Below are 15,693 nucleotides of genomic sequence, written 5' to 3'. Positions count from 1 at the left end.
ACACCTCTCTCTAACTATTCCTTTTCACGCGTCTAGGCGGTCTTCTTTGACGTTTTACTTTGTTCCTGTGTTTTATATTTCCTTTAGGCTTTATTGGCTCTAATTCTTCGATTCTAGCATCTGTTTTGGCTACATACTCCTGAAATGCTCTAACAGTCTGCGCAATCATCCCATATAAGCCAACACCATTTTCTTTTGATTCATCTGGAAGCACAACTCCATAATGAGTTGTAATATCATTTGTTGTAAGGATTGGATCTCCTTCTTTACGTTTCATACGCATATCATACAACTCGGCTACTTCTGTCTTAAGGTTGTACTGTTTAATTTCCCAGCCCATTACCTTCTCTAACGCATCAAATTTAATATCACGTATATTTGTTTTATATTTCTTTTTAGAAGATACTTTAAAATCTGCTGCTAAAACACCGTTGAAATAAGTTCCCCCAGCACTTTTCACTTGCACATAGGTACTTTCATAATTTCTGTTGTTCCGTAATAAGATGTTCTGAAATACGATGTCACTATCTCCACCAGGTGTCAACTTCAAATCAACAACTCGATCTCCATTTTGGCGGAAATTAAACCCTTCTTTTGCAGTGAAATAAGCACCACCTGTTCTACTTTCCAGAAAAAGATTATTTTGACTTCTCAAAGAAGCATAGGATGCTTTTGACTCTAGTTCTAGGCTTTGATCCGCTTTTAGTTCCGCATGTCCATTTTGATTAAACGCAAGAGCCGCTGAAAAATAGACTCTTGTTGGATCACCATTTAGGTATCCATTCGATATTCCGATTCCTCCTGACTTGGGAGAACTTTCGAGTTGATAAACTAACACTGCACCCTGCGTTGCTGTTATATCATTGTTGCCACCTAATACAATAGTGGGTTGCATGACATTACTTTGATTTATATAATAGCCCATGAAAATCCGAGTGATATACGATTCCATTAATCTAATGAATTGCTTGGAAATAGAAACATAATTGGAATCGTCAGAAGTTCTAAGAGTGGTTCCTGTTATTTCTCCGCCTCGAATCAAATTTCCATTCAATACTCCAGTAGTAATGAAATCCGCAACAATACGCCCATCTTTTGTCATTGCTATTTCATACGGACCATTTACCCCGTTTGATGAATAACCTAACCCGTTTATGTTCCACTGCCACACTTTTGAAGCTGTCATTTCATTTTTTGTATCCATGATTAGAATTCGGTCTGGATATACACGAACATTTCCACCAAATCCTGAATTGATTAGCTTTGTTGCATTTTCTTTCGCTGCATCAAGTAAAGACCCTGGCATATTTGATAAATCTTGTTGAATTTGATCTACTTTACCCGCCATGTCTGTAAAAGATTCTTTAAAGTTACCAATGGTTACATTGATATATTCCTTTTTAATCGGATCATATTTATACGCAATGACTTTTGCTTGAATATCAATACCGTCTTCCTCATGTTTAACTGTAACAATATCGCCCATCCAGACACGCTGCAAAATTTTATATTCTTTATACTCCTCTGTTTGAGACAACTCTTGAAATTCAACCTTATATGTCGCTTTCGGTTGATCTACCATCTGGATATCAAACATAGCTTTAGCGGCTTGACGTAACCTTTTATATGCTTCTTCTACAGGTACTGCGTCTTCATCATTTGCATTTTTACCAATAGCTGCTTTTATATGATTAAATTCAATCACTCGTATTCTCGGATGTGGATACTTATTAATCAGTGGACTATCTACATATTTTTCTGGTAATAACAATCCGTCAAACCCTTGCGGCATAATTCTGGTAGTAGGGCTTTTCCAGTCCACACTTCCTTCATAACCTAACAAATCTTTTTTATGTCTTATTACTACTCCACGATTAGCTCCTCGGCTTTTCAGCATCTTAACATCGAAGTTGTCTCTTTTTAATTCCCCGCCCCATCGATTCACGAATGAATTATCTTGACTCGTATCCAACATTGCTTCCACTGGATTCTTTCGAACAATACGTGCGGTGGATATATTCATTACGTCAGAATAAAAAGTAAAAGGATGCTTATATTGACAACCTGATGATAACCTAGCCATAGCCCCACTACCATTTGTGGGCTGTATAAATATATCTTCAATCAAGTTTTCCGTTAAATCATAAAAAATGTGATAACAAACCGCTTTGATTTCCCCCATGCTCACTTTAGGAGTCACCAAACGAAATAACTGATCCCCATCAGGAGTAGGAACTTTTATGATGCTCATTCCGTCAATCTTCGTTCCATATGGAGCAAATAAAGGATAATTAAAATTAAAAACAAATAAACCGTTGAGTTCTTCCTCAACAGTTGCACTATAAATATGTTTATCTAAAACACCAATTCCGTTATGCGTAAAATCTGTTTCATTTGGTTTATATAAAGTAATCATTATTTATATCTCCATCTTGGTTGAATTGAAATATATTGGATAGCACCTGACCACTCTATTTTATTTTCTCCTATTTGGAGTTCTGGAAAACCACCAATCATCTTATCATTCATTGATACCGTACCACTGTATGCCTCTAATAATTCTGAATCTATTACAACAGAACCATTTACATCTTTAATCTGAAAAGAAACATCATTAATAAAAATCCGAAATGTACCATTCCCTGCAACGAACAACATTGGAGTTGATTCCATTGTACCCGGATTATAAATAGATCCAGGAGTACTCAACATTATGTTTACATCTTCCGTATACTCAAACGGATCAAGCGTAAAGTCGACTTCAAACTCACCGTGTTCTTCAATTTCATTTGCAATATCACCTACTACAACATGTTTAATTTTTCGATACACATCATCATCTGTAAAATATAGTGTCTTGCCATTCATCAACCAAGCCTTCATGCGCCGAACTAGTGGCTTAATATTCTCATCTTCAAGCATATTGAACTTTATTTTTAAAGGGACGTCTTTAAACGCCCCTTTTTTTGTAAGTGAACCATGTCTACCCGACACTTCAATATGTTCTACTTCCTGTTCTGCTGTAGGAATAACAGGGCGTTCTACCATACATATTCCATAGTCACTTGCTAACTGATTATCGATACCTATGTCTAGCAATTTAAGTCCTCCCTATTCCTATTTTTACATTACGACCACGCTCAGCAAACCAATCATTTGCTTTTTCAAACATACGATCAACATCACGTTCATTATTAATTGTGTTATAAAAATTAATTTCTACAGGACCACTATCAATTTGTTGAACAATCGGTTGAACCGCTCCTGTCGCTAATGCTGACAGATTAGAAGCGATGTTATCTTGTTTGTTTATCCCATATAAATTCAACTTTTTAAAAGTATCATCAACCATGTTTGAAATATTATTAAGTGCGGATTGTAACCCATTACTTTTGTTTGTCTTTTGGTTTGGAGCATTATAAAAGTCTCTAAAAATTTGCTCTCTAAAACCAGCTACTTTCTTACCTATCTCCAACCACTTTCCAGACTCTACAAATTCCTCTTCTAATATTTTTTGAAAAGGATCTCCACTCTCTAATACACTACGAATATAACGAGCAACAGGATTATTTTCGCTCATACCACTATTAACATCATAACCTTCAAGCTCTTTACCAACTTGTTTAAGTGCATCCCTCATGTCTACGGGTAAATGGGTAATCCAATCATTAAGATAGTCACCATCTTCCAATATTGCCTCAAAATAGCTCCGAAGAGGATTGTTATTATTCATGTCGTTTAAAGTGGAGCTATTGAAAGTATTTAACGTAGTTTCTAATACCGTATACACTGAATTTGCTAAGTTTTTAGCTGCCGCAAGAACTGTTGACATTGATTGTTCCATACCAACAGCAAGCCCAGCACCAACTTGTTTACCAACCTGATCTCGCATTTTTCGAGAAGGGCTATGGATGTCGAAGAAGGAAGTAAAACCGTCAAGAATATCGTTACCAATAGATTTCACCTTACTTAACACTTTACCAGCCATACTACCTAGACCGTCTATCAATCCACTTATAATATCTTTACCTATCTTGAATAAATCAATCTTCTTTAATGTATCAACAATCTTCGGTACAATATCTGTCACGATTGTAGAACCTAATTTTCCTACCATACTCACAATACCTTTTATTAAAGCCCAGATCAGTTGAACACCAGCTTCAAGGATTTTAGGTAGATTCTTAATTAACTCTCCTGCCAAAGTAACAATTAGCTTTAATGCTGCGGCAATTAATTCCGGTATCACCTTTACAATCCCAGCAATCAACATAAGTAAAATTTTCACACCAGCTTCCAGTATCTTCGGCAAGTTTACAATTAATGTGGATGCTATTTTGACAATTAAATCTAACGCTGCATTAATAAGTTGTGGTAACACCTGTACAATTCCATCAATAATGGCCATTAAAATCTTTACACCGGATTCAATTATTTTAGGTAAGTTTGTTAATAAAGTATCTGCTATTTTGGTTATAAGATTTATCGCTAAATCAATAAGTTGCGGTAGCATTTTAATAATTCCGTCTATCAAGCTAGTTAAAACCTTAACACCAGCTTCAATTATCATAGGTAAATTCGCTGTAATGGCTTCAATTAAAGTTGTAATGACTGTAATAATCGCTAAAGCAATCATAGGTAAAGCTTGTGTGATTCCTGTGATTAATGAAACTAATAAATTTATTCCCATTTCAATTAGCTGGGGTAAAAATGACATAATTCCATTAATAATAGTTTGAATAATCGTTACAGCTATTTGGATTAACTGTGGAAGCATCTGCATAATTCCGTTTATTAAAGTTAGAATCAATTGAAGTCCTGTTTCTATCAGAGTAGGTAAGACTTGTACAATCCCAGAAATTAAAGTTTGAATGATTTGTATTCCCGTTTGAACAATCATAGGGAGATAGGTAGCAATCATCTGCGAAATTGTATTTATAATACCAACAATGGCTTCAAGCATAATTGGAGCCGCTACAACCAAACCATTCACAAGGCTTGAAATCATTTGTGATCCGGCTTCAAGAAATTGCGGTAATGCTGTTGTTACGAAATTGGCTATATTAGTAAAGATATTCGTAATAGTTTCAATAATAATTCCTGAGTTTGCATTCAAATATTCTGCAATAGCTGGCAAATAACGAGATACAGATACAAGAACACCGGGAAGCCCACCAATAATTGCTCCCGCTATAGTAGGACCAATGGTTTTAAAAATTTCACCTAACTGACTAAAATCACCCGAAAAAACAGCTTTTACTGCATCAAAAAGATGAAGACAAGCTTCACGTATCTTGCTGACTGCCAACCCTATTATTTCAGCCGCATTTTGAAAACCTTTTGGTAAATGAGTAATCCAATCATTTAAATAATCTCCATCAACAGCCGTATAAAATAGATATTTACCTAGTGAAGATAATGCGTGTCCAAAGTTTTGAACGCTTTCAATTACATTCGTAATGCTATTTTTGAACCCTTCATTGGTTTGCCATAAATTTCGCATCCAAATAATCAATCCAGCAATAACCGCCGATGCAGCTATCACTCCACCTGCTACTAATGCAACTGGACCAGCAACAGCCCCAATACTCACACCCAATATACCAGCTATACTGGATAAGGTGACAAATACTGGGGCTAACGCCATACATGCTCCAACAAGAATCCCGAGCGCTGTTACAATTGTTGTTATAGCTGCTGATAACGCTGGGTGTTCCGAAACGAAGCCCGCAAAAGCACTTATTACATCAGCAATGACTCCCAAAACAGGTTCAAGTGCCATTTTCAAGTCGTTCATAGCTTTTTGAAACTTTACAGCTGGGCTGGCATCCATTTTCTTAATCATTTCATTTAGTTGTTCTTGATTCTTGTTTAAATCTATAACTTTATCTTGAGCGCTAATAAGTGTATTGGTGATATTCTGGCCTTGATCTTCATACATCGTTCCGAAAAGCTTAACACCAATCTCATTTCGCTTTGTTTCATCTTCAATACTAGCCAATGCTTTAGCAATCTCTGTCATAGCTGCCGAACCTTCTTTACCGCCTTTAGCCACAGATTGCCCCCACTTTTCTAACTGATCAGCCGAAATTTTAGTGCCTTCAAGAGCTTCTTTCATAGACTTGTCGACACCTTGACCAAATTCAGCCGCTTTAATACGGCCTTCTTTCAGTCCATCTAAGAGATTATCAATCATTTATATTCAACGTGATTCGCAACGTCACGCCCGTTCTTATGAACTGCTATACGTCACCGTATAGATTAGACTATATCTTCAACTACTTGAGTTGCTCCCCGTTTCGAGTGTCATTTGCTTACACCCTACGTCTCTCGACTAGTCGTTGCACGTTCCTTAATTAAAAGGCTTCGCTCAGTATTGTCTCATTTGAGAGTTCCACTGAATTAAAGGAGTTTTTCATTGTATGTCGCCATACAAGGGAACTATACTCTAATTCCAGGTACCTGTATCAACACCAGCCTCCATAATCGCTTGTACTTCTTCAGCATTGTAACCTGCTCGTGTTAGCTGCCCACCATATTCAGCGATAATGTCCAATTGCTCAGGAGGGAAACCGATTTTTAACAGACGATTTGTTAGACCTAAAGCCGTATCACTAGTTATTCCTAATTCATTACCGATTTCATTCGCTTCTTGAATTAACTCAGTAAAATCTATACCTGCATAGGCACTTGCAATGGCTCCTGCTCCTTTTACAATGGAAGCATTAGCTTTATCACTGACAGTTTGATTTAATGCCCATTGTCTACGTGTACCCTCAAGTGCTTCTTCCACATCAACACCATAAGCTTCTAAACCGCGAACCGCTTCTTCTACTGATTTTTTAGAGGATGCTGGAACTTCAAAAGAAACATCAATTTTTGTTTTTAATTTAGAGGTATCAAGTGCTTGCTCAATGGCTCCTGAAATACCACCACCAGCCATTAATCCACCTAGAATATTTTCTAAACCAATATCTAATTCTTTGAAACTGTGCGATGCTCTCTCCGCTTCTCGTGAAAGGTCCCTCAAATCATTTCGAACTTGTTGTAATGAGTTCCCATCATCTATAGAACGAAGAGATCGCTGTAATTTTTCAATATCTGCTTCTGAACCTAATGCTTCACGACCGATGATTTGAATCGCTTGCTCTAACTGCCTGGCTGTCGCCGTACCGTTTCGTATTGCGTTTGTAAGGTTATTCCCTAATGCATTTGCAAAATGGTCTACACTCGTTTCAGTCGCATCAAAGAATGTCTTTAATTGTTTCGTTGCATTTTCTTGTTCCTGCAAACTTCTATTCGTCACACTTAATTGATTCTGCAACTGTTGTTCTGCTGTCCGAGCTTGTATAAGCTGCGTTTCATACCTTTGGATTTCACTAGCATTTTCGCCATACTGCTGTTTGGCTTGATCTAACTGTTTTTGATAATTTTGTACTTTACTAGCTGCAACAGTATGTTGCTCTCCAAGATTATCTATTTTCAAACGTAACTTTTCTATTTCTGAAGCATTTTCACCAAGCGTTGCTTTTTGTAACTCGTATTGAGCATTCAACTTAGAAAGAGAAGATTGCAACTGCTCTTCCTGTCCTTTTATCTCTTTCAGTTTTTGAGCTGCCTTAGCTGTTTCGCTCGTTCTTTCCTGTTCAGCATCTCTCGCCTGTTTTAAACTTTCAGAAGTTTGTTTAATACTATTCGCTAACTGTTGTTCTGTTATTTGTTGGCTTCGTAACTTTGATTCCAACTTTGCTACAACAGTAGAATTTTCTCCGTACAATTCTTTAGCACGTTGTAAATGTTCAGCCGTTGCTTGCGTAGCCCTTTGTGCAACTGCATACTGTTGGGAAAGGTTTTGAAGCTTTGCTTGTAGTTTTTCTGAATCAGTAGCATTTAACTTCATCTGCTCTTCTTGCAATTTCATTTCTTGACGAAGTTTTTTAGTTTCCTGATTCATGCCCTTCATAGCATCATTAAAATCTTTATTTTGCGCTTTAAATATAACTTCAACTTCCGAATTATTTCTTGCCATTTTCTCACCTACCTTTACTTGGGATTGTTACGCCATGCTTCAAACGCTGTAATCCCTGCGTAAATACGCTCAACAGACGAAATTGGCTCATGCCAAAAAGTCTCTGGATCTATTCCAGAGACTAGACAATACAAGACGTATTTATCCTCCACACATTCGATTTTTATGTCTGGATTTTTTACTTTTTTTCACCATTACCGCCGCTATTTGTACTTTTTTGGAACGCTATCGCAAATTGATTTGGATCTTGACTGATTACATCCACAACAAGTTTCGTATATAGTTCAATAGATTCTGCTAATGAATCATGATACTTCTGTAAGAAATCATCAAATGTTAACTTCTCTTTTGGGTTTGCGCCTTTAAACGCCATATAAATTACCTTATGGATACTTGTTTGATCGATTTGTTCTAAAGCTGATAAATCTTTATTATCCTCATTTCTTAATCCATCTAATGCTTGGAATTTCACAATATCAGCAATAATCGAACTAGTAATAAGCCCTTCTTCTTGGCCTTTTTTCAAAGCATAATTTGTTAAAAATGCTGGATAGTCCTGTTCGTTAACAAAACTCTTTTCATACTCACCATCTACTTTTTTAAATTCCACTTCTTTTAATGTTATTTTTTGAACTTTCATCTGCGATTTCCTCACTTTCATTTTCTTCTCATTTAAATCCAAAAGAAAAAGCCCTATATGAAACTAGGGCTTTAAGCTGAAGTTGTTCCTTTCACTAGAGCTGAATTAAATTGTGTATGCCATTTTTGAGCGACTGTTGCATCTGCTAATTCATCCACGAACGCTTCATAATAGAATTTATTTAAATCATCTGGTAAGGCCGAGAATTCTAATTCCATCATTGCCAATTCTTCCTCACCATTCGCAATAGCAAATTTAAAGCCAGTAGAGTTTGAGCAATTTGGAAACGCAATAAGTTTTACAACATCTTGAAACTCATCTACTACATCAGCCGTAAACACAAAATCATATCCCTTTGAATCACTACCGAACGCCCATACACCCGGCTTTAATCCAGTTGTATTAAAACCAAAATAATCTCTTGCTACTTTAACAGGAATATGCGCTGAAACAGTAACTTTAAGTTCCGTGGTTTTCGATTTCTTTTTCAAAGTCACGCCACCACATGTTTTTTTCATTTCCTTGTTTTCTGGTTCACCTTCAATTGATCCTACACATCCAAATTTTGTTCCTGGCTCTTGCGTTCCTTTCTTCTTAAATTGAATACTTGCATTCGCAATCGACACGGAATCAAATTCTTCAATTACTTTAACCATTTAAAATTCCTCCTCCAATACTTTATCTACACCTTGGTGTAGCTCTCCTAAAATTCTTGGCCTAGCGTTTACAATCCCACGCTCCGCAAATCGTTGTTCTAAGGGATTATGTGAACCCCTTCCTTCGTTCGGGAATACTAGATAACCAAACGATCCTTTTTTATTAGCTGACCCACCACGGGCTAATATCCTAAAACCTAAATTCATCTTTTCGCTTTTTGACCAGTTGCTATCTTTGGCATGGGTTTTATTTCGAACACTCCATTTAGAACGAGATACCGGAATAAGCTTTGTAATCTCTTCTATTGCAATTCGTATACCGTCCGTGTGGAGGATGGTATTGATTGTAGGTTCCATCTTATTTGGTAATAACCGCATTTTTTCTTCAAGCTTTTCTATCGCTTCATAATCAAGCTCAAATGCACTCAATTGGAATCACCCTCTTAAACGTAAAAACAACACGATCAATAAAACGATCTGTATCTTTCACTTGAAGGCGATCGCTTTTAGAAACTACAAAGGATACCATTTTCACCTTGCCAACCCACGAAATAATATCAATGACCTGCTCATCTAAATTCGATTGATTTTCCGATAAATAACTGACATATATACTTTGAGAAATTGTACGCTCATTAGAAGACGGTTGAAACTCACCATATTCTAAAATAAAACAGTGGTATCCCTCTTCTGTTAACTGCGATTCTTCATCTTCTGCTAGTTCATCCTCAACAACTAAAAGCTTAAATCCGTCTTCAAGGGCTTTTTTAATGCCACTTCTCTGCTCCTTCATAAGCTTTTTAGATTTTTCATTCACGAGATTTCACCGCCTGCTGCAAATAAAAGAAAAGGTATTGTTTGTTAGAATCATAATCCGCTTTAATCACGTCATATTCGATTCCATCCATTAATACCTTAAGTTTATTTTTATTTATTTTTCTAAAGGAAGGTGGATACAGTGTTTTAACTTTTACATCTAATCCCGTTGTTAAAACGCCCACCATTTTGTAATCACTGTCCCGTAAAGACATCACTTTATAGGCAAGCTTCCCTTCTTCATGAAACTTCTCACCTATTCTTTTACCCTCTTCTGAACGCTCTGTTTTTTTATATCCGTATTGTAGAAATCCGTCATTTAAGGTTTCTCTATACGATTTAAGAACCATTGATTACACCAACTTTTCCTAAAGCCACATCTAAAATAAGCCTGGATAATTCATTTTTATAATTTTTTTCAAACTCATCACCTGCATTGTTATAAACATAACGACAACGTTCTAACAACAAATCTTTCGGGGTTAGCTCCTTTGAAAAATCAAAAGACGCATTTGTTAAACCCAACAAATACGCCTCTCCTTTTTCCAAAAGTTTTATTAAACTAGCATCCTCTTCATTCCAGGTGATTTTAAGAACATCTTTTAGTTCATTCAAAAGCTCATCCATTCGCATCCCCTTCTAATAAAGTGATAAGTTCAGCCTTTGTTGCATTGGACTTGTATTCAATAGCACTTTGATCTAATAAAGACTGAATCTCTACCTTCGTTAATGCTGAATAATTCCTCTCTTCAACAGGAGAGGATGGATTAGGGCGTTGTAGTGCCTTCTTTCGCTTCTAGCGCTGTAATGTCAAATACAGTGAACGAATCAGGATCTAACGGACGACCATTTGCGAGTTGACGAACGAGATATAAACGTTGATCTTCAATTAAACGGATTGTATCGTCTGACTCTAAACGTTGTTCTGAAGCAACTCCCATAAAGTAATCTTTCGGTTTACCAGAGATCATTGTATTTAATGGGACGGCTGGCGACTGGACCATCGTTAAACCTGGCACTCCAAAATTATCATATGTCCAAGTACCATCATCTTTACGTTTTGCACCAATCGGGAAAAATTTTGTTGCATAATCTAAAGGATTCACAATAAGCGTTACCCCTGTATAGCGTTTCGTTCCTCCTTTAGTAGTAGGAGCTAAGATTTTTTTACCGATTGTTACAGGAGTAAAGTCTTCTAAAACGACTTTCTTTTTATCTGGATAAATACCATCTGTTACTGATCCTTTTAAATCTTTGATCATACCAATTGGTTGTTTTTTCCCTGTCCCTATAACAATAACTTTTTCTAATTCTTCTGCTACAACTTCTTTCATAAATGCACGCACATACTTATCTAACCACTCAGGACCTAGTTCAAACATAGCTTTACATACAACTAAAAATCCGCTAAGTTTGTACATTCCTTCTTCAATTGTTTCAAAACCTTCGTCAATCATCTCTCTAATTGAGTCACATACATCACCCCAAAACGCTGTCGTAGTGCCCTCTTTTCTAACAACCCATTGTGTCTTTGCTCCTACGGTTTGGAAATTAACAAGAGAAAGTAACGGATGTTCCTTTTCTAAATCTTCAAAAACTCGTTCGAAAACAGTGGGCGGCATCAATTGATGTGTTTCGCTAAATGATTTAACTTCAATTGATGCATTATAAAATTTCTTTTCTTCATTTGTTAAAACACGCACACCGCGAGAGGCCAACACTTGAGCATCCCAATTTTCATTTTTTGCTTGTTGTGCTTCATTAATTACATCGTTCATCATATCTTGAAAATGTTGCATATTGTTTTCCATATTTGCGACAATTCGTGCCGCTACCGCTTGTGCATCACCTGTTTCAAGCGCCTCTTTTACATTATTAATTTGTTGATCTTTATTTTCGATTATCGGACGATCTAAATTTTTAATAGTCATCTTATTCCCTCCTGTTTTTAAGACAATAAAAAAAGCACTGCTTTACGCGCGCTTAAATTTGTTAAGTATATTTTCAGTTGAACCTGCTGCTACTGGTTCATTCTGTTGGTTATTTTTATTTCGGAATTTCTGAAGTACATTATTTTTAAATTCCTCTGGATCTACCACATCGTCATCTTCTACATGTTCATTTACTTTATGAGCCAATCCAATCTCTACTGCCTCATTGGCAGTAAACCATGTTTCATTCGCAATCATTGTCTCAATTTCTGAACGTTCCCCTTGATAACGGGTCATATAAATATCCGCAAGCGATTTATCAATTCCCTCAAGAGCATTCAATGTCTTGCGAATATCTAATTTTGTTCCCCAAGTCCATGTAGAGGCTTCATGAATCATTAACATAGAACCTGTATTCATAATTAGTTCGTCTGCTGCCATTGCAATAATAGATGCGGCACTTGCGGCCAGTCCATCTACGTTAATGATAATTTTTGCCGGGTGATTTTTTAGTTGGTTATAAATTGCAATTCCATCGAATACATCCCCACCAGGACTATTCAAATTGATATTAATAATATTTGCTGAAGTAGCTTTTAATGTTCTCTCAACATCAACTGCGGATGTAGAATCACTCCACCATGATTCACCAATATCACCATAAATCGTTATGTCCAGCGAATCAGCTTTCGCTTCTGCCTTAAAGGCATGTTGAACATTAGCTAGATGGTTATATTTTTCATTCTTGTAACGTTTCATCCTTTTCACCTCCTTCCAGTGAATCCGTTTCTTGATAGTTTTTTGTTACATGTCTTCTGTTTGCCCATTCTTCATCAATAGGCTCTTTTCCAAGCATCATTATCACATCATTAATTGTTAGACCACCAATAGCAAATAATTTATCCATTGCGGTTGATAATTTCGTAATATCAACCATCTTAATTTTTGTTGTATCAATTTTTAAATATGTTCTTTTTAAATACTCTTCTTTTTTGTACATCTTTCGATTAAATTCATCTTGTATCAATTCAGCAATCGGATTAATACAAAATGCTAAAAATGAATCCATTTGCTTTTCAATATCAGCCACATCACCTTTTAAAATGCCGATAGGCACATGAAAAGCCGTTGCTACATAACCAAATATATCACTGACTAAATCGCTAATATCACGGCTTGTGCTATTGTTTGCTACGCCGTTTTTACTATCACTCATATCTTCAATTTCATATCCATTTTGTAATTGAAAAGCGGAACCTACTTTATCTGCGTTAAACCAATTTTTTAACTGACCTTCAAACATTTCATCAATCGCGGCTTGCGTTTCTGGATCTTGCGCTCTTAGAAAATCACCTTTAATTAACAAGCGCTTATTATTTTTTCTTTTATAATAGTCAATGGACGATGCAAGCAATTTCCCAAAACTGTTATACATTCCATCTATGACTTGCATAATATTGCGGTCATTTAATTTAAAATGAAATACTTCAGATTCATTAAATGATTTATCAAAGGTGAAGTCACCAATTGTTATATCGTTATAAATGTTTTCTTTTAACGCAAACTTAGTAATATCAAACGAATCTGCAATATATAATTGCTTATTTTGCATAATTACTACACATTCATTTTGCATAATTACTACACATTCATTTTCCATAATTAAGTGATTAACTAAGCTATGCATAAATTCTGATGCATTTTGATTTTGATTAGGTTGTACATTAAGCAAATAATGATTCTCACCACGTTTTTCTTTCCCTTTTTCAAACGTTTGAAATTCACTCCTAGTTAGAGCATTAGCTATTAAATCAATACAACTTTCTACAGCTAATTTTTTATAATAATAATCAACACTCAATTCATAAAGACATTCCTTTAAAGTAATCGTGTTATTACTTCCTAGAAATCCGCTTATCCATTCTCTTAATCCCATATTCTCACCACCTTTTACACATTAAATGATCTAAATATCTTTCTAACATTCTCTTTTGTTAAAGCATTAGATTCTTTCAATTCACTATCTAAATTAAGAGCATGTAAAAAAGCGTGAAAACCATCTGTTTTCCGCTTCTCTGGATCAATCTTTGCATATTCAATATTCCCATTGTTCTTATTATCCTTGAAAGTATTCCATACATACCAACGCATTAATAAGTCATCACCAAATACTAACTTCCCATTGATAAATAAATCATCAACAAGTGGCGATAATTTCGAATGCGTAATATGTCCCCTTCTTACAATCTCGACTTCAAAACCTGCTTCTTCAAGTACAGGACCTAATACACTTGCACGATGCGAGTCCATACAAATCTTTTTAATTCTGTATTTCTTAGCCATTTCTAAGAACCAATTTTTAACCCGATGTGGATCAATAGATTTTTCAGTTCGAATAATCGTACATAATTCTTTCGCTTCCGCTTCTCGGATAACATCCATATTTATATCTTGAATATCTAGTGCAACTTGATTAATAAAAGAATGATGTAACCAATATCGTTTATTATCTTTTTTAAACAATAGACCCATTCCACAAAAATCTCGTACTTGTGCAAAATCCACAGCACCAATACATTCAAATCCAGACAAATCTGGTATTGGTTGATTTGTTCGCTCTAATTCATCCCAGGTACAAACTGTTTCTAAGATATTTGAAATTGGAATATTCATACGCTTTGTCATAAATTCGACTCGCAATTTTGAATTACGTTGCATCTTTTGGTATTCCCGTTTCATTTTTATCTTTAGCTCATCATTGTATGGTAAAGAAGGATTAGCTTTCTCCCAATTTGCTGGATCATCAACCTCGCCTTCACTATCTAACTTACAAATGAATGGTAAGAAATGAATGTCCTCAATCTCGCCAGATAAAATTAATTTTGCTGTTTCTTTTAAATCATCAAGTGGCCCACCTCTTACGTGTCCATCTGTGGTGGTGTAAATGATTCGGGAACCTCTTACTTTACCTTGACCACTTGTATAGACATTGATATTATCGTAATTTTCGTATTCATGTGCCTCATCAAAAATTACACATCCAGTACGTTTACCGTCTTTTGTCCGAGAGTTGGAAGTGTTATAATTCATCACTGAATTTGTTTTTTTATGTTGAATTTCTTCTAATGTCCATTTAAAGATTTTTTTAAACTTCTCTTTAAAAGATGGCGTACTTATAACATTATATACATCAGTAAATGTTCTCTTCGCTTGATCTTCACTGGTTGCAACTACATCAATATCGTAATTATTAATACCATGATGTCCGGTCATCATATAAAAAGAATCATATGCCATATAACCTGTTTTACCGCCACCACGACCCATTAATATTAAAACTTCATCAAATACAATACGATCATCTTTTTTGAAGCGCACACCATACATCAATGCATTTAAAAACTTTTGCCATGGGAATAATTCAAACGGAAAATATTTAGCAGGAACATTAATAGAATCTTCTGCTGCTTTAGCATTGAAGTAGATGTCGTCTCGACTTAACATTTTCCGAACATATTTCATTAATAATTTTTGTTCTTTACATGATTTGATTTGACCACTTTCTACCATACTCATATATTCATCGATATATGGATGGTATGTTGCCGATTTCTTAGACAT

At 35.6% G+C, this 15,693-nt stretch carries 15 protein-coding genes; all 15 read right to left on the bottom strand.

The features are described 5' to 3' along the window. Nucleotides 1–10: 10 nt before the first annotated feature. Nucleotides 11–2,416, bottom strand: a complete 2,406-nt coding sequence (locus tag AC0OM3_RS21970) for a phage tail spike protein (protein WP_046946238.1) — start codon at nt 2,414–2,416, stop codon at nt 11–13. Continuing rightward, entirely contained in the window at nt 2,416–3,099 is a 684-nt protein-coding gene (locus AC0OM3_RS21965; RefSeq protein WP_046946239.1) for a phage tail domain-containing protein, read from the bottom strand. The genes AC0OM3_RS21970 and AC0OM3_RS21965 overlap by 1 nt, the downstream gene beginning before the upstream one ends. A 1-nt stretch (nt 3,100) precedes the next feature. Further along, nucleotides 3,101–5,941 carry a phage tail family protein gene (locus AC0OM3_RS21960; RefSeq protein ID WP_239460906.1) on the bottom strand — a complete coding sequence of 947 codons (2,841 nt, stop codon included), beginning with the start codon at nt 5,939–5,941 and terminating at the stop codon, nt 3,101–3,103. Between the two features lie 507 nt (nt 5,942–6,448). Next, on the bottom strand, nt 6,449–8,029 hold the full coding sequence (locus AC0OM3_RS21955; protein WP_163051890.1) for a coiled-coil domain-containing protein: 1,581 nt from the start codon (nt 8,027–8,029) through the stop codon (nt 6,449–6,451). Between the two features lie 14 nt (nt 8,030–8,043). Continuing rightward, nucleotides 8,044–8,181, bottom strand: coding sequence for a hypothetical protein (locus AC0OM3_RS21950; protein WP_204312318.1), 138 nt, complete (start codon nt 8,179–8,181; stop codon nt 8,044–8,046). 26 nt (nt 8,182–8,207) lie between these two features. Continuing rightward, nucleotides 8,208–8,669 (bottom strand): hypothetical protein, encoded by a 462-nt coding sequence (locus AC0OM3_RS21945; protein WP_000867962.1) that lies wholly within the window; start codon nt 8,667–8,669, stop codon nt 8,208–8,210. A gap of 71 nt (nt 8,670–8,740) precedes the next feature. Continuing rightward, nucleotides 8,741–9,325: a hypothetical protein gene (locus AC0OM3_RS21940; RefSeq protein WP_033693050.1), complete on the bottom strand. Its 585-nt coding sequence runs from the start codon at nt 9,323–9,325 to the stop codon at nt 8,741–8,743. After that, the gene (locus AC0OM3_RS21935) at nt 9,326–9,754 is read right to left on the bottom strand and encodes a hypothetical protein (protein ID WP_080345789.1); all 429 of its coding nucleotides are present in this window, start codon (nt 9,752–9,754) and stop codon (nt 9,326–9,328) included. Further along, complete coding sequence (locus AC0OM3_RS21930; protein ID WP_229172752.1) at nt 9,741–10,142, bottom strand: hypothetical protein; 402 nt, start codon at nt 10,140–10,142, stop codon at nt 9,741–9,743. Before AC0OM3_RS21930 ends, AC0OM3_RS21935 begins: the two co-directional genes overlap by 14 nt. After that, a complete protein-coding gene (locus tag AC0OM3_RS21925; protein WP_033693052.1) occupies nt 10,135–10,491 on the bottom strand; it encodes a phage head closure protein in 357 nt (118 codons plus the stop codon). The genes AC0OM3_RS21930 and AC0OM3_RS21925 overlap by 8 nt, the downstream gene beginning before the upstream one ends. Beyond that, complete coding sequence (locus AC0OM3_RS21920) at nt 10,481–10,768, bottom strand: hypothetical protein (RefSeq protein ID WP_033693053.1); 288 nt, start codon at nt 10,766–10,768, stop codon at nt 10,481–10,483. The genes AC0OM3_RS21925 and AC0OM3_RS21920 overlap by 11 nt, the downstream gene beginning before the upstream one ends. A gap of 140 nt (nt 10,769–10,908) precedes the next feature. Further along, nucleotides 10,909–12,072, bottom strand: coding sequence for a phage major capsid protein (locus AC0OM3_RS21915; RefSeq protein WP_046946241.1), 1,164 nt, complete (start codon nt 12,070–12,072; stop codon nt 10,909–10,911). A 42-nt stretch (nt 12,073–12,114) separates the two neighbouring features. Then, a complete protein-coding gene (locus AC0OM3_RS21910) occupies nt 12,115–12,831 on the bottom strand; it encodes a head maturation protease, ClpP-related (protein ID WP_046946242.1) in 717 nt (238 codons plus the stop codon). Continuing rightward, nucleotides 12,812–14,008: a phage portal protein gene (locus AC0OM3_RS21905; RefSeq protein ID WP_474213052.1), complete on the bottom strand. Its 1,197-nt coding sequence runs from the start codon at nt 14,006–14,008 to the stop codon at nt 12,812–12,814. The genes AC0OM3_RS21910 and AC0OM3_RS21905 overlap by 20 nt, the downstream gene beginning before the upstream one ends. 14 nt (nt 14,009–14,022) lie before the next feature. Next, on the bottom strand, nt 14,023–15,693 hold a 1,671-nt coding region (locus AC0OM3_RS21900), incomplete at its 5' end, for a terminase TerL endonuclease subunit (protein WP_474213050.1).

This window comes from Bacillus sp. FAU20 (genome assembly GCF_056033865.1).
This window is presented reverse-complemented; position numbering and strand designations above follow the sequence as displayed.

Excerpts from the sequence above, each read along its gene's own strand:
- AC0OM3_RS21970 (WP_046946238.1), bottom strand. The coding sequence starts at position 2,416 with ATGATTACTTTATATAAACCAAATGAAACAGATTTTACGCATAACGGA.
- AC0OM3_RS21960 (WP_239460906.1), bottom strand. The coding sequence starts at position 5,941 with ATGTATGAAGATCAAGGCCAGAATATCACCAATACACTTATTAGCGCT.
- AC0OM3_RS21955 (WP_163051890.1), bottom strand. The coding sequence starts at position 8,029 with ATGGCAAGAAATAATTCGGAAGTTGAAGTTATATTTAAAGCGCAAAAT.
- AC0OM3_RS21945 (WP_000867962.1), bottom strand. The coding sequence starts at position 8,669 with ATGAAAGTTCAAAAAATAACATTAAAAGAAGTGGAATTTAAAAAAGTA.
- AC0OM3_RS21940 (WP_033693050.1), bottom strand. The coding sequence starts at position 9,325 with ATGGTTAAAGTAATTGAAGAATTTGATTCCGTGTCGATTGCGAATGCA.
- AC0OM3_RS21925 (WP_033693052.1), bottom strand. The coding sequence starts at position 10,491 with ATGGTTCTTAAATCGTATAGAGAAACCTTAAATGACGGATTTCTACAA.
- AC0OM3_RS21920 (WP_033693053.1), bottom strand. The coding sequence starts at position 10,768 with ATGGATGAGCTTTTGAATGAACTAAAAGATGTTCTTAAAATCACCTGG.
- AC0OM3_RS21915 (WP_046946241.1), bottom strand. The coding sequence starts at position 12,072 with ATGACTATTAAAAATTTAGATCGTCCGATAATCGAAAATAAAGATCAA.
- AC0OM3_RS21910 (WP_046946242.1), bottom strand. The coding sequence starts at position 12,831 with ATGAAACGTTACAAGAATGAAAAATATAACCATCTAGCTAATGTTCAA.
- AC0OM3_RS21905 (WP_474213052.1), bottom strand. The coding sequence starts at position 14,008 with ATGGGATTAAGAGAATGGATAAGCGGATTTCTAGGAAGTAATAACACG.